The following is a 13,045-nucleotide window of genomic DNA, read 5'->3' on the forward strand; positions in this document are numbered from 1 at the left end:
AGATGCCATGACCTCAGCGACCACCGCGGCGTCCTCCCCCGCCACCGGGCAGCCCGCCGAACAGTCCCCCGAACCCGCCGCCCGCCCACGGCGGTTGCTCGACTGGCGGATCCGCTTCGGCGTGCTCGCCCTGGTCTGGGGCTTCAGCTTCCTGTTCATCAAGGTGGGCACCGAGGCGTTCGCGCCGCTGTACGTCACGCTCGGCCGGATGCTGTTCGGCACGGCCGTCCTCCTCGCGGTGGTGGTGGCGAAGCGGGAGCGGCTGCCGCGCGGGGCCCGGGTGTGGGGCCATCTGACCGTGGCCGCGTTCTTCCTCAACGCCCTTCCGTTCTCGCTCTTCGCCTACGCCGAGACGACCATCCCCTCCACCCTGGCCGGGATCTGCAACGCCGCCTCGCCCCTGTGGGGCATGGTCGTCGCGGTGGCCGTCGTCTCCGACGACCGCCCGACCCGGCAGCGCGTGGCGGGCCTGGGCCTCGGCTTCGCGGGCGTGCTGATCGTGCTGGGCGCGTGGCAGGGTTTCTCCGGCCAGGACCCGGTGGGCACGGCCCTCGCGCTCACCGCCTCGCTCAGCTACGCGATCGGCTGGGCCTACGTCCGCCGCACGCTCGCCGGGACCGGGAACTCCCATCTGGCCATGTCCTCCGGCCAGCTGCTGCTCGGCACGGTCCAGCTCGCGGTGGCCGCCCCGCTCGCCGCCCCGGCCCCCGGGTCCTACCCCGTCCTCCCCCTGCTGTCGGTCCTCGCCCTGGGCGCCCTGGGCACCGGTGTCGCCTTCCTGATCCAGTACGGCCTGGTGGATGAGGTCGGCCCGACGACGGCGATGATGGTGACGTACTTCGTCCCGGTGATCGCCACGGCGGCGGGCGTGCTGATCCTCGGCGAACACCTCGACTGGAACACGCCCGTGGGCGCGCTGATCATCCTCGTCGGCGCGGCCCTCACCCAGCGCCGGTAGATCACCGGGAAGCACGTAACCCATCAGTCCATCCGGCCCGCCGGGGCCGGCCCCCTCGCCACCGCCGACGCCACCGCGTCGGCGAGCCCGGCCACCTCTTCGGCGCGCAGCGGAGAGACCGTCAGCCGCAGCCCCGGCCCCGAGGCCACCCGGAACCGGGCGCCCGGCGCGGCCGCCCAGCCCGCGGACAGCAGGCGGGCCACCGCGCCCGTCTCGTCGGGCACCGGGACCCAGACGTTCATCCCGCTGCGCCCGTGCGCGGCGACTCCCCGCTCCCGCAGAGCGCTCACCAGGGCGTCGCGGCGCGCGTCGTACGCCGCCGCGACCGCCGCCGGGTCCACCGCGCCGGTGCGCCACAGCCACGTCACGGCGTCCTGCAGCAGATGGCTCACCCAGCCGGGGCCGAGGCGCTGCCGTCCGCGCAGCCGGTCCAGGGTGACGGCGTCGCCGGTGAGCACCGCCAGGCGCAGATCGGGGCCGTACGCCTTGGCGGTGGAGCGGACCAGGACCCAGTGGTCCGTGCCGCCAGCGAGCGGACGCAGCGGCAGGTCCACGATGCCGTGGCCGTGGTCGTCCTCGATGAGCACCACACCGGGGTGGTCCGCGAGGACGGCACGCAGCTCACGGGCGCGCGCCGCGCTCACCGCCGCGCCCGTCGGGTTCTGCGCCCGGTCGGTGACGACCAGCGCCCGCGCCCCCTGGCGCAGCGCCCGCTCCACCTCCTCCGGCAGCGGCCCGTCGTCGTCGAGCCCGACGGGCACGGTGCGCAGCCCGAGCGCCGGGATCAGGTCGAGCAGGCTGCCCCAGCCGGGGTCCTCGACGGCGACCGCGTCGCCGGGCCGCAGATGAGCGGCGAGGACGCGCTCGATGGCGTCGAGCGAGCCGGAGGTGACGGCGACGGGCCCGTCCGGCACGCCGTCCGCGTCGAAGGCGGCGCGCGCCGACTCACCGAGGGCGGGGGCGACCCCCGGCGCGCCGTACAGCGTGGGGCCGTCGGCGGCGCGCGCGGCGGCCTCCGCGAGGGCCGGGCCGAGCGGCGGCAGCAGGGCGGGGTCGGGGTTGCCGGCCGCGAGATCGCGCGCGCCCGGGGCCTCGACCCGAAGCCACTCGCGGGGCGTGCTCGCGGGGCGCGCCCGCACCCGGGTCCCCCGGCGGCCCGCCGTCTCGATGACCCCGCGCTCGCGCAGCACGCGATAGGCGGCCGCGACGGTGTTCGGGTTGACCCCCAGCCGCGTGGCCAACTCCCGCTGTGGCGGCAGCGCTTGGCCGGGCGACAGCGACCCGGCGCCGACCGCCCGCTCCACACTGGCCGCGATCTCCGCTGCGCCACGGCCTTCGATCGGATATTCTCCTAGCACAAAACACAGTTTGCACTAGTGCAATGGGAGTGCGCAAATGAGTGCGACCACCGAGCCGGGCGACACCGCCTACGCGGCGACCGACCGCACCACCCCGACCCGCGCCCGGGAGCGCGCCTCGTACGACGCCGACGTGGTGCACGGGATCCTCGACGCGGCGTACGTCTGCCACCTGGGCTTCATACGCGACGGCGCCCCGGTCGTCCTGCCGACCCTCTACGCCCGGTCCGGGACCCGCCTCTACGTCCACGGCTCGACCGGCTCGCGCCCCCTGCGGATGGCGGGCGCCGAGGACCCGGGGCTGCCGGTGTGCCTGACGGTCACCCACGTCGACGGCCTGGTGCTCGCCCGTTCGGCGTTCCACCACTCGATCAACTACCGCTCGGTGGTGGTGCACGGCACCGCCCGTCAGGTGCTCGACGACACCGAGCGCGCGGCGGCACTCGACGCGATCGTGGACCATGTGGTGCCGGGCCGGGCCGCCGACTCCCGTCCCGCGAACGCGAAGGAGCTGGCCGCCACCGCCGTGCTCCGCCTCGACCTCGACGAGGTCTCCGCCAAGATCCGCGCCGGCGGCCCCAACGACGACCCGGAGGACATGACGCTGCCGTACTGGAGCGGCGTGATCCCGGTCGCCCCGGCCTACGGCGCGCCCATCCCCGCGGACGACCTGGCGCCGGGCACGCCCCTGCCCGGCTATCTCGCGTCGCTGGAATAGGGGGTGTCAGAGGGCTTACGGGGCCGGGTCCCCGGGGCGGTCCTCCGGGGGCTCGTCCGCCACCGCGCGACGGTGCCCCCGCTCGGCCGCGGCGGCCGCGGGCTCGACGGGCGCCGGCCCCGCCGCCACCGGCTCCGCCCCCGCCGCCTTCGGCGCCGACGTCTGCGCGATCAGCGCCCCGCCCAGCACCACCGCGCCGCCGACGACCTGGGCCACGCCCAGGTGTTCGTCCAGCAGCACCCAGGCCAGCACCGTCGCGACCACCGCCTCCAGACAGGCCACCACCCCGGCCACCTGCGGCGACAGCCGGCGCACCGAGAGCACCCCGGTCAGATACGCGACCACCGTGGCCACCAGCACGATCCAGCACAGCAGCAGCACCGCGGGCACCCGCGCGCCCGCGAGGTCGGCCTGCCCCGTGAGCACCGGCCAGTGCAGCTCCCACGGCCGGGCGATCAGCGTCAGCACCGCGGCGCCGATCAGCAGCCCGTAGGCGATGACCCCGAGCGGATCGGCCGCGTCCTGCCCCTCGCTGCCGTGGTCGGACAGGACGAAGTAGCCGACCTGGCAGCAGGCGGCGCCGAGGGCGAGCGCCAGCCCCAGCGCGTCGAAGCTCAGCCCGGACCACACCTCCACCACGCACGCGAGCCCGCCCACGGCGAGGACGACGCCGGCCGCGGCCGCCCGGCTCACCGGCCGCCGCTGGACGAACCGGACCCATCCCAGCACCAGCGCGGGCGCGAGGTATTCGACGAGCAGCGCGACCCCGACCGGGATGCGCGAGAGCGCGGCGAAGTAGAAGGCCTGGACGCCCGCCACGGCCAGCAGACCGAAGCCCAGGAGCAGTCCCGGGCGCCGCAGCGGCAGGCGGCGGTGGCGCCAGACCAGGGGCAGCATGACGAGGGCGGCGCCCGCCACCCGCAACCAGGTGACCTGCAGCGGTTCCAGCCCCGCCCCGATCAGCGGTTTGGCGGCGACGCCCGAGCCGCCGAACGCGAGCGCCGAGACCAGGGCGAGCCCCAGGCCGACCCCCCTGCCCTGCTCATGGCCCTGTCCTCGCGTGTGGTGCATCGGGCCATCATGTCAGCCCGATGTCAGGACCGTCACCCCGTACGCGCCTGGCACGGCGCGCCGTCCAGCGCCGTCACCAGCAGGTCCACATCCACCCCGGCCCGCCGCAGCACCTCCACGGCCCGGCACTCCCGGTCGTAGGTGAGCGCGGCGAGGAGGTCGGGGCCCTCGGCGAGGAACGCGCCCCGCGCCCCGGCGCGCCCGACCGCCGACGCCATGGCGGCAGCGGCGGCCGGGGACCAGCCGGGCACCTCGTCACCGGCGCCGGTCGCGGAGGTCTCGACCGTGCCGCTCCACCGGAGCCCGTAGCCGATGGTGCGCTGCACCAGATAGCCGAGCAGCCGCGCCACTTGGGGCGGGCCACCGGCGAACGCGCCCCACACCCGCGGGTCGTTCTCCACCAGGGTGTGCAGCAGATGGGCCGTGTCGAGCTGGTTGTCCCCGTCGCGTACGGCGCGGCGGTGGGCTCCCGTGACCACGGCGGTCAACGGCTCGCTCAGCCGGTCCTCGAACCCGGCACCGGCCGGGTCGACGGAAGCGGAAAGGGCAGGACTTCGCACGCTCTCACCCCATCAGTCCCTTGAGGCCGAAGCGTCCTCAGCGGGAAGCATGTGCGGGTCCCACGGTAGTTGGGCACGGATGACCGGAAATCATCCTCGGGGAGGAGAGGACCCGGCCTTCCTCCCGACCCCGGAACCCCCTCGAAACCCCCGCGACACGCAACCTGCGCCGCTCCGGGGCCGTCCCCCACTCACAACCGCGCCTTTCCGCCGCACAGTGCCGCCAAGGAGTGACGATGACCGCCCGGCCGCTGCTCTTCCTGGACATCGACGGTGTTCTCAACCCGGTTCTGCCGACCGACGGGTTCGCCGCCCACGACGTACTCGACTTCACCGTCCTCCTCTCCGTCACCCACGCCGACTGGCTGCGCGAGCTGTCCGCCACCTACGAACTCGTCTGGGCCACGACCTGGGAGCACGAGGCCAACCGCCATATCGCGCCACTCCTCGAACTGCCCCGGCTTCCGGTCGTGGAGTTCACGGGCTACGAGCCGCGGCCGGACGATCCGCGGCTGCCGGTGCTCGACCTCCTCTCGGGCCGCAAGTGGGCGCCGATCCTGCGGTACGCCGCGGGCCGCCCGTTCGCCTGGGTGGACGATGTGATCCCCGAGCGGCTGGTGACCCGGTCCCGGCTGCGGCGCGACCGGCTGCTGCTGCCGGTCGACCCCGCGCACGGGCTGCGCCGGGAGCACGTCGACCGGCTGCTGCGGCGCCCTCCCCGGGCGCGCCGCCTGCGGCGCCCGCGGCCGCACCGGAAGCCGATGGCTGACGGATCGTCAGTATTGAATGTTCCCGGCGCCGGGGTTACGGTGCGCAGCCCCGCCGCCGGACACCCGGAAGGGACATGACCCCATGACCGAGGTCAGCGCTCAGTTACGCATCGAGGCACCGGTCGAGAAGGTGTGGGCCCAGCTCACGGACTTCTCCACGTACGGCGACTGGAACGTCACCCACACCGGCTTCCCCCAGGGCGCCCCCGCCTCGCTGGAGGCCGCGGCGACCTATCAGGAGAACATGCGGCTGATGGGCTTCCCCGCCGAAGTGACCTGGACCGTCGAGGAGTACGCGCCCGGGCGGGTGCTCGCCACCCGGGGCAAGGGCCCGATGGGGGTGAACCTCGGCACGCGCTACGCGCTGGCGCCGGACGGGGACGCGACGACGGTCCGCGTCGACGGCGACTTCACGGGGGCGGCGGTGTCCCTGATGGCCGGAAAGCTCAAGGACTCGGCGACCGCGGCGCTGAACGAGTCGCTGCGCAAGCTCGCCGCGCTGGTGGCGTAGCCGCCACCGCCCTTTTCAGCCCTCGTCGCCTTCCTCGTCGTCCTGCTCGGCGAGGATCAGATACAGCCGCTTGCGCGACTCGTTGATGACGGACAGCGCCTTCTGCCGCTGCCCGGGGCTGCCCGTCTTCCAGACCTGCGCGAACGCCTCCATCAGCCCGAACCCGGCCTGCCGGACCTCCTGCATGGCCTCCCAGTCGATGCCGCGCCCGGCCTCTTCCCAGGGAGCCTGCGGCCCCGCCTCCGCCTCGGCGCGCCCGGCCTCGGTGAGCGCGTACAGCTTCTTGCCGCCGTCGCTCTCGCTGCTGATCATCCCCTCGTCCTCGAGGAGCTGCAGCGTCGGATAAACCGAGCCGGGGCTCGGCTTCCACGCTCCCCCGCTGCGCTCGGCGATCTCCTGGATCATCTCGTAGCCGTGCATCGGGCGGTCCTTGAGAAGGGCCAGGATCGAGGCGCGCACATCGCCGCGCCGCGCCCGGCCGCGGCGCCCGCCTCCGCCATGGCCGCGGCCGCCGAACGGAGGCCCGCCGAAGGGGGATCCGCCGAAGCCGCCGGGTCCGGGGCCGAACGGCCCGAAGGCCGCGCGCCGCTCCTCGAAGTCACCCCGGTCGCGTCGGCCGGGTCCGCGGTGCTCATGTCCACGGTGATGCCTCATCGTGACGCTCCTTCCATCGTCGATCCATCACGATGCCTCAACGATATATCGGAACCGATCGGATGACAATGCCGGAACGAGTCCACCCTTCGGGGATTGGCCATGGTCCGGCGCGCCGGCCGCCGCCTACGGTCGGGCCATGCGGATACGAATCGTCGACGCCTTCACCGACCGCCCCTTCGCGGGCAACCCGGCGGGAGTCGTCCTCCTGGACACCGACGCCTTCCCGGACGACACCTGGCTCCAGGACGTCGCCGCCGAGGTCAACCTGTCGGAGACCGCCTTCGCCCACCCGCTTCCCCCCGGGGCCGGGGCCGACTGGGCGCTGCGCTGGTTCACCCCGGCCACCGAGGTCGCCATGTGCGGCCACGCCACGCTCGCGACCGCCCATGTGCTGCGTACGACGGGCGCCGCGACCGGCACCGTACGGTTCGCCACGCTCAGCGGGGTGCTGTCCGCGACCGGCGACCCCAGCGGCACGATCACCCTGGACTTCCCGACCGCCCCGCTCACCGAGGTCCCGGTCGCGGGCGAGGTGGCCGACGCGCTCGGCGCCACGGTCGTCTCCGCCCACGACACCGGCCCCCAGGTCGGCGATCTGCTGGTGGAGCTGGCCGACGAGAAGGCCGTACGGGCCCTCGACCCCGACCTCGCGGCGCTCGGGCGGCTCGTCAGGCGGGCCGTCATCGCGACCGCGCTCCCCGAGGACCCGGCCCGCGGCCATGACTTCGTCTCGCGCGTCTTCGCCCCCGGCGTCGGCATCGACGAGGACCCGGTGACCGGCAGCGCGCACACCGCGCTCGCGCCCTTCTGGTCCGCCCGGCTCGGCCGCGGGGAACTGACCGGACTCCAGGCCTCCGCCCGCACCGGGCTGGTCCGCACCGCCCTGCGCGGCGACCGTACGCTGCTGGCCGGCCGGGCCGTCACGGTCATCGACGGGGAGCTGCTGGTGTGAACGGCCCGCCGGGGGAGGCGGTTCGGGTCAGGCGGTGGGCAGCCAGCCCACCTTGCCCGCCAGCAGGGCGTAGCCGACGAACGCCACGATGTCGATCAGCGCATGCGCGGCGACCAGCGGCCCGACCCGCCCCCACCTGCGGTAGAGCAGGACGAAGACGACGCCCATCGCCATGTTGCCGAAGAAGCCGCCGATCCCCTGGTACAGGTGGTACGAACCGCGCAGCACCGAGCTGGCCAGCAGCGCGGCCATCGGCGTCCAGCCCAACTGGCCGAGCCTGCGCAGCAGATAGCCGACCACGACCACCTCCTCCAGCACGGCGTTCTGCACGGCGGAGACGATGAGCACGGGCAGCTTCCACCACACCTCGGGCAGCGCCTCGGGTACCACCGTCAGATTGGCCCCCGCCGCCCGCGCGCCCAGGTAGAGCAGCAGCCCGGTGCCGCCGATGCCCGCCGCCACCGCGGCGCCCCACCCCAGGTCGGAGCGCGGCCGGGTGCGGTCGAAGCCGATCGCGCGCAGCCCGGCGCCCTCCCGCAGCAGCAGATGGGCCACGAGCGCGACCGGCACCAGCGCGGTCGCGATCCCGAACAGCTGCCAGGCCAGGTCCAGCCAGGGGCGGCCGGGTGCCTGGGAGGCGTTGAGGGTGGCCGCCTGGTCCTTGAGCCCGCCGGGCTTGGTCACCGAGCCGATAAAGCTGATCAGCGCGGACAGGGCGCTCGCGCCGAGCGACAACGCCAGCACGAGCAGCGTCTCGTCGCGCAGCGTCCGCCGCGGCAGGTCGCCCTCGGACAGCATCGCCCCACGCGTCTCTGACTGCACTCCTGCCTCCACTTCCGCTCTTCCTACCTCATCGGCGCGCCCGCCCCGCTAAGGTCTCGAAAACACATCCGAGATCGCGCACGAGCAGGCTGGGCCGGGCGCCATCCGCCGGTGCGCCCGTCCCGCCCGACAGCGTCATCTTCCAGGAGAGACAGATCGCCATGGGACGCCACAGCCAGCCCGACGAATCCGACGGTCCCGACTACTCCGGCATCTTCGATGCCATGGACCGCGCCGATCACACCGATCACGCGGATCACACCGGACGCATCGATCACTCCGCACCGGACAATACGGGGTCCAGACCCGGCGCGTCCTCCCGACGCCGGACCGTGGCGATCTCCACAGCGCTGGTACTGGCCGTCGCGACCGGCGCCGTGGTGGTCTTACGCGGCGGGCTGCCGGCGTCCGCCGGGTCCTGCCGCAGCAACGCGGTGCGGCTCTCCGTGGCCGCCTCCCCCGACATCGCCCCGGCCCTGCGCACCGTGGCCGACCACGCCCGGAAGGCGGGCATCCGGTCCGATGGCCGCTGTCTGGACGTGAAGGTCGCCAGTCGCCCGGCGTACGAGGTCGCGAACGCGCTCGGTGACACGGGCCACTCCCCGGGGTTCCAGGTGTGGGTGCCGGACTCCAGGGTCTGGGTCGAGCGCGCGGCCACCTCCCCGGTCAGCGCCGCGCCCCTGGACACGCTCGGCGGGGTCGCCTCCTCGCCGGTCACGGTCGCCGCCACGTCCACGGCGGCCGACCGGCTGGGCTGGCCGGACAAGACGTACGACTGGGCGCGACTGGCCGAAGCGGGAAGCGGCGGCGACGGCCCCCGGCTGAGCACCGCCGACCCGGCGCGCAGCGCCACCGGGCTGCTCGCCCTCGCCCGGATCAACGGGTCCATCGCCACGGCGGGCGCGGCCGGCGGAAAGGCCGCGGCCGATACGCGCGCCGCGGCCAACGCCAAGCTGCTGTCCCGGCGGGCCGCCACGACCGACGCCGCCCTGCTGAGGTCACTGCCCCGGCGCGAGGAGGCGGTGGTCCTGTCCGAGCAGGCCGCCTTCGCCCACAACGCGAAGGCCGACAAGGCGTCCCGCCTCGGCCTGTTCTACCCGAAGGACGGCACGGCCGAGCTGGACTACCCGTACACGGTGCTCAACGACCGCGAGCTGACCACCGTACGGGCGCGGGCCGCCACCCGCTTCATGACGCTGCTCACCGACGCCCGCGGCCGCGCCGCCCTGCGCAAGGACGGCTTCCGGACGCCGGACGGCAAGGTCAGCGAGGACGTGGCGCGGGCCGCGGGCGGCCGCACCCCCCAGCCGTACACGGCCACGCCCTCGCCCGGGCCGTCCGCCCGGGAGGTCGAAGCGGCCCTGGGCATGTGGACCATCACCGTGCAGAGCGCCCGGCTGAACACGGTCGTCGACGCCTCGGCGTCGATGAACGACCCGGTGCCGGGCCGCCCCGGCCAGAGCCGGATGGACGTCACCAAGGCATCGCTGCGGCAGGCCCTTTCGCGCTTCACCGCGAGGGACGAGATCGGGCTGTGGGAGTTCTCGACCGAGCTGGACGGCGACCGCGACTACCGGGAACTGGTCGCGGCCCGGCAGCTCGGGGCGCGCACCCCGGACGGAACCGGCCAGCGGGAGGCGCTGTCAGCCGCCTTCGAGGCGCTGAAGCCGCTCCCCGAAGGCTCGACCGGGCTGTACGACACCACGCTGGCCGCCTACGAACACGCCCAGGACACCTTCGTGCGGGGCAAGTTCAACGCGGTGGTGCTCCTCACCGACGGCGCCAACCAGGATCCGGACGGCATCTCGCGCTCCGCGCTGGTGAAGGAGCTGAAGGGGCTGGTCGACCCGGACCGCCCGGTACCGCTCATCGCCATCGCGGTCGGCCCGGACGCCGACCAGGCCGCGTGCCGCGAGATCGCCCGGGCGACCGGCGGATCGGCACAGCGGGTGAACGACCCCGCGCAGATCAACACGGCCATGCTCAAGGCCATCGTCGCCGCGGGCGAGGCCGGGGCGCCCTAGGGGGTGTCGTGTCAGCGGCACCAGGCTCTCAAGCCGAGAGGTCGGCGGGCCAGGTGTGCACCGGGGCGTCGGTGCGCATCAGTGCGCAGTAGCGGCGGGTCATGGCGGCGAGCGCCGCGTCCCGGCCCAACCCGCTGTCCCGCGCCCGGTGGTAGGTCGCGGCCTGCCAGGACGCGCCGTTGACCCGCAGGGCGCAGCGCTGCTCGATCACCCCGAGGTAGCGGTCGCGGTCGGCGGGCTCGACGCCCCAGGCGTCCAGTCCGGCGGCGGCCAGCGGCAGCAGCTCCTCGCGGACCAGCCGCACGGCGGGGACGCGCGCCAGGGACGAGGAGCGGCCGGGCTTCGGCCACTGCAGGACCGTGTCGATGCCGTGCCGGCACGCGGCGTCGAAGTTGGCCGCGGCGGCACTGAACGGCAGCCGGGTCCACACCGGGCGCGGCTCCTCGGCGAGCGCCCTGACCAGCCCGTAGTAGAAGGCCGCGTTGGCGATGACATCGGTGACGGTGGGCCCCGCGGGCAGCACCCGGTTCTCCACGCGCAGATGCGGCACGCCGTCCACGACTTGGTAGACGGGCCGGTTCCAGCGGTAGATCGTGCCGTTGTGCAGCACCAGCTCCTGCAGCTCCGGCACACCGCCCTCGTCCAGGATGCGCAGCGGCTCCTCGTCGGCGCCGGTGGACAGCAGCGGGGGGAAGTAGCGCAGGTTCTCCTCGAAGAGCTGATACGCGTCGGTGATCCAGCGCTCTCCGAACCAGGTGCGCGGCCGCACTCCCTGCGTCGCGTATTCCGGCGCGCGCACATCGGTGGCCTGCAGGAACAGCGGCGGGCGGGACTCGCGCCACACCTCGCGGCCGAAGACGAAGGGGGAGTTGGCGCCGATGGCGATCTGCACGGCGGCCACGGCCTGCGCGGCGTTCCACACGGCGGCGAAGCGCCCGGGGGTGACCTGGAGGTGCAGCTGGACGGAGGTGCAGGCGGCCTCGGGGGCGATGGTGGCGCTGGCGTAGCTGATGCGCTCCCGGCCCTCGATATCGATGAGGAAATCCTCGCCGCGGGCGGCCAGCATCTGTTCGTTGAGAAGTTTGTAACGGTCGTCGTAGGACAGGTTGGCCGATCCGAGATCCCCGGCGGCGAGCGTCGGCAGAATTCCGATCATCACGATCTCGGAGGACACCTCACGCGCCTTGCGGTCGGCATATGACAACCCCGTCCGCAGCTCTTCCGAGAGCTGGTCGAGAACCCTGCCGTGCAAACGGTGCGGCACGATATTTACTTCAAGATTGCACTGTCCGAGTTCGGTCTGGAAATCGTGACTCGCGATGCGCTCCAGAACCTCCGTGTTCATCATCCTCGGCAGCCCGTCGGCGCCTGCGAGATTCAGCTCGATCTCCAGCCCCATGAGATTCCTCGGGCGGTCGAATCGCTTGTCGGCCAGGAGCCGGGACAGCGCGTCGAGGCCCTGCCGCAAGCGTCCGCGCTGCCGCTGCCGACCCGACGGGTCGAACTCACCGGCTATGACCTTCTCCCCCATCGGAGCTACCTCCTCGAGTGGATCAACGGCGCCCGCACCGCGCACACCACGCTCGATGATGCCCGCCAATGTGATCGATAACGCCCCGCGCGGCCCGTCCAGCCGCTAGGCTCTCAACAGTGGCGCATTGCTCCATGAAAATGGATCGGTGGGATCCAGCCTACCGCGGCGGACGTAAACTGCCAGGTCATATCCGTGCATCCGGCACCGAATCGGGGGAAATCCCCGCACCTGCGCGGACCTGAAATCACCTTGTGCGCAATATCGGGGACGGCTAGCCGAAACACGCCCGGAACATGGGTCGTATAAACTCGCTTTACGAGGCAGAGAGATAACGCCCGGACAGTTCGTCCCGGCCCCCTCTGACCCGCGTTCCGAGCTCTGTACACCGACAGCGCGTGCCCCTACCCCGGCCCGCTATCGCTCCACCGTGTCTCCGACGTGAGAGGCGACCCACCATGCCGCTGCTTGTGCCCCCGGCCCCGGCGCCCGCCCTGCGCAGCGTCCTCACGGCCCTTGGCTCCCCCACCGCCGTCCATGAGGTCCGTACCCCGGCACTCAGCTCCCTGTCCGGCCCCTTCGAACCCGAACTCCCGCTTCCCGTCCACCTCTTGGACGACATCACCACCCCCGCCGGCCCGCCCCGGGTCAGACTGACCGGCTGGCGCTTCATGCTCCGCGACGGCGACCGCACGGTGGCCGCCGCCGAGGCCATGCTCACCGCCGACGGCTGGGCCTTCTCGCACTTCTCCGAGGGGCCGTACGTGGCCTCGGCCGAACTCGCCCTGCGCCAGGCCGAGTCACTGCCCACCGCCTACCAGCCGCGGCTGCTGTCCATCCCCGAGCTGTACATGGTCGCACTGTGGCTGCACGGCGACCCGGCGGCGGACGCCGCCGAAGGCGGCCTCGGCGCCGGGGACCTGCTGGTGCCACTGGCCCCGGCACCGCCCGGCATCGCGGCCCACCGCCCGCACCCCGCGGCCGATCTGCTGCCCGTCCTCACCCATCGGCTGACCCCCGCCCCACTGCTGGGCTCCCCCGCCTGACCTGCCCCTTCCGCGCCGGACCCGCCGCCCCGCGGCCCACCGGGCCACGGGGCGCCTTGCTGCGAGC

At 73.6% G+C, this 13,045-nt stretch carries 13 protein-coding genes; 7 read left to right on the plus strand and 6 right to left on the minus strand.

Annotated elements, in window-relative coordinates:
* The first annotated feature begins 7 nt into the window (after positions 1–7).
* Positions 8–958, plus strand: coding sequence for a DMT family transporter (locus ABZ562_RS20820; RefSeq protein WP_361481560.1), 951 nt, complete (start codon positions 8–10; stop codon positions 956–958).
* A gap of 23 nt (positions 959–981) precedes the next feature.
* Here ABZ562_RS20820 and ABZ562_RS20825 read toward each other — a convergent pair whose 3' ends face one another.
* Positions 982–2,316, minus strand: a complete 1,335-nt coding sequence (locus tag ABZ562_RS20825; RefSeq protein WP_361481564.1) for an aminotransferase class I/II-fold pyridoxal phosphate-dependent enzyme — start codon at positions 2,314–2,316, stop codon at positions 982–984.
* A 37-nt stretch (positions 2,317–2,353) separates the two neighbouring features.
* Here ABZ562_RS20825 and ABZ562_RS20830 point away from each other — a divergent pair, with 37 nt between their 5' ends.
* The gene (locus tag ABZ562_RS20830; RefSeq protein ID WP_361481567.1) at positions 2,354–3,034 is read left to right on the plus strand and encodes a pyridoxamine 5'-phosphate oxidase family protein; all 681 of its coding nucleotides are present in this window, start codon (positions 2,354–2,356) and stop codon (positions 3,032–3,034) included.
* Between the two features lie 15 nt (positions 3,035–3,049).
* Here ABZ562_RS20830 and ABZ562_RS20835 read toward each other — a convergent pair whose 3' ends face one another.
* On the minus strand, positions 3,050–4,105 hold the full coding sequence (locus ABZ562_RS20835; protein WP_361481570.1) for a DMT family transporter: 1,056 nt from the start codon (positions 4,103–4,105) through the stop codon (positions 3,050–3,052).
* A gap of 32 nt (positions 4,106–4,137) precedes the next feature.
* Positions 4,138–4,665 carry a Clp protease N-terminal domain-containing protein gene (locus tag ABZ562_RS20840; RefSeq protein ID WP_361481573.1) on the minus strand — a complete coding sequence of 176 codons (528 nt, stop codon included), beginning with the start codon at positions 4,663–4,665 and terminating at the stop codon, positions 4,138–4,140.
* Positions 4,666–4,901: 236 nt separating this feature from the next.
* On the opposite strand from ABZ562_RS20840, the gene ABZ562_RS20845 reads away from it, so the two are divergent.
* Both ABZ562_RS20845 and ABZ562_RS20850 read left to right on the plus strand, forming a co-directional pair.
* Positions 4,902–5,513 (plus strand): HAD domain-containing protein, encoded by a 612-nt coding sequence (locus ABZ562_RS20845; RefSeq protein WP_361481576.1) that lies wholly within the window; start codon positions 4,902–4,904, stop codon positions 5,511–5,513.
* Between the two features lie 4 nt (positions 5,514–5,517).
* Positions 5,518–5,946 carry an SRPBCC family protein gene (locus tag ABZ562_RS20850; RefSeq protein ID WP_361481579.1) on the plus strand — a complete coding sequence of 143 codons (429 nt, stop codon included), beginning with the start codon at positions 5,518–5,520 and terminating at the stop codon, positions 5,944–5,946.
* Between the two features lie 15 nt (positions 5,947–5,961).
* On the opposite strand, the gene ABZ562_RS20855 is transcribed toward ABZ562_RS20850, so the two are convergent.
* Complete coding sequence (locus ABZ562_RS20855; protein ID WP_361481582.1) at positions 5,962–6,600, minus strand: PadR family transcriptional regulator; 639 nt, start codon at positions 6,598–6,600, stop codon at positions 5,962–5,964.
* Between the two features lie 139 nt (positions 6,601–6,739).
* Between ABZ562_RS20855 and ABZ562_RS20860 the strand changes: the two genes are divergently transcribed.
* Positions 6,740–7,555: a PhzF family phenazine biosynthesis protein gene (locus tag ABZ562_RS20860; RefSeq protein WP_361481585.1), complete on the plus strand. Its 816-nt coding sequence runs from the start codon at positions 6,740–6,742 to the stop codon at positions 7,553–7,555.
* Between the two features lie 27 nt (positions 7,556–7,582).
* Here the strand turns inward: ABZ562_RS20860 and ABZ562_RS20865 are convergent, their stop codons facing one another.
* Positions 7,583–8,353, minus strand: a complete 771-nt coding sequence (locus tag ABZ562_RS20865; RefSeq protein ID WP_361481644.1) for a CPBP family intramembrane glutamic endopeptidase — start codon at positions 8,351–8,353, stop codon at positions 7,583–7,585.
* 185 nt (positions 8,354–8,538) lie between these two features.
* Between ABZ562_RS20865 and ABZ562_RS20870 the strand changes: the two genes are divergently transcribed.
* On the plus strand, positions 8,539–10,401 hold the full coding sequence (locus tag ABZ562_RS20870) for a substrate-binding domain-containing protein (RefSeq protein ID WP_361481588.1): 1,863 nt from the start codon (positions 8,539–8,541) through the stop codon (positions 10,399–10,401).
* 28 nt (positions 10,402–10,429) lie between these two features.
* On the opposite strand, the gene ABZ562_RS20875 is transcribed toward ABZ562_RS20870, so the two are convergent.
* Entirely contained in the window at positions 10,430–11,932 is a 1,503-nt protein-coding gene (locus tag ABZ562_RS20875; protein WP_361481591.1) for a glutamate--cysteine ligase, read from the minus strand.
* A gap of 458 nt (positions 11,933–12,390) precedes the next feature.
* Between ABZ562_RS20875 and ABZ562_RS20880 the strand changes: the two genes are divergently transcribed.
* Positions 12,391–12,978 carry a hypothetical protein gene (locus tag ABZ562_RS20880; RefSeq protein WP_361481593.1) on the plus strand — a complete coding sequence of 196 codons (588 nt, stop codon included), beginning with the start codon at positions 12,391–12,393 and terminating at the stop codon, positions 12,976–12,978.
* Positions 12,979–13,045 lie beyond the last annotated feature (67 nt).

The organism is Streptomyces sp. NPDC019937, from assembly GCF_040631655.1.
Taxonomy (GTDB): Bacteria; Actinomycetota; Actinomycetes; order Streptomycetales; family Streptomycetaceae; genus Streptomyces.